At 47.2% G+C, this 1,017-nt stretch carries 2 protein-coding genes; both read right to left on the reverse strand.

The window, feature by feature from the left end; genetic code table 11:
* Positions 1 to 384: Dps family protein (locus R8N46_RS25590; protein WP_318189828.1), on the reverse strand; the 384-nt coding region annotated here is incomplete at its 3' end.
* A gap of 230 nt (positions 385 to 614) precedes the next feature.
* Positions 615 to 1,017: LysR substrate-binding domain-containing protein (locus tag R8N46_RS25595; RefSeq protein WP_318189829.1), on the reverse strand; the 403-nt coding region annotated here is incomplete at its 5' end.

Consider the following 1,017-nt stretch of genomic DNA (forward strand, 5'->3'; position numbering starts at 1 on the left):
CGCTTGTTGGGCTAGCTTTAACACTTTACGCGCGGTCTTTACGACTTGTTCGTGATTGTGTGTGAGTATGTCGACCATTTCCGTCGCGCTTGGAACGCCTTCAACCTCTACAATTACACTAAGTTTGGCGAACTCTTTAAACGTGCCGGGTGCGGGAACGTCCAGTGTGCGTATGCGCTCGGCAATCTCGTCAACAGCCGTCGCAAGTTCGGTATAGTGTTCTTCGAACATGAGATGCAGTTCTCTGAAGTTCGGGCCTTCCACATTCCAGTGGAAGTTGTGCGTTTGCAGATAGAGCGTGTAAGAATCTGCCAAGAGCTGCTTCAAGCCCTCTGCGGTGCTTAATCGGTGCTCTCTATCAATGCCGATATCGATGTGCGTCATGCTAGCTTCCTCTCATTCCATCTGGTTTCACGACTTTTTGTAAGCCGTCAGCAAACAACTAAAAAAAGTATTGGATAGATGTTCTGATTTGTAAAAATGATAAAAATGAATGTAACGTTCGGAAATTTTGATTACTGAATGGAAGGCGTTGTCTATAGCAAATATCAACGCCTACAAAGCACACCGAGGTAACGGCATACTGCTGGGTTTAAACGATTTTGATTTCGAGATTATTTGAGAGATTGCTTCGCGATACGGGAAAGCGCTTCGAGACTGGAAACGTCGACATAGTTTGGGCGAAACGCGAGGGCTATTCTGCGGTGAGGGCCGGGCTCATTTAAATGCACTGCCGATAATACTGGGTAGTGCGTGACGAGCTGTTCCAGTGCCATTTCCGGGATCAAGGTTGTGCCCATTCCACTCATTACCATTTGAATTAACGTGTTTAGGCTGGTGGCACGGTATTCCTGATTGGAGGTTTGTTCAGAGAGGCGGCAGGCATCCAAAATATGATCTTTGAGGCAGTGGCCTTCTTTAAGCAGCATGAGGTTGGTTTCTTGGAGTTCTTCGGACGTAATGCTGCTTTTGTCTGTGTGCATTTGCCCATCGAGCGCGACCCAGTAAAAGTCTTCT

The organism is Vibrio sp. 1874 (assembly GCF_033344395.1).
Lineage (GTDB): Bacteria > Pseudomonadota > Gammaproteobacteria > Enterobacterales > Vibrionaceae > Vibrio > Vibrio alginolyticus.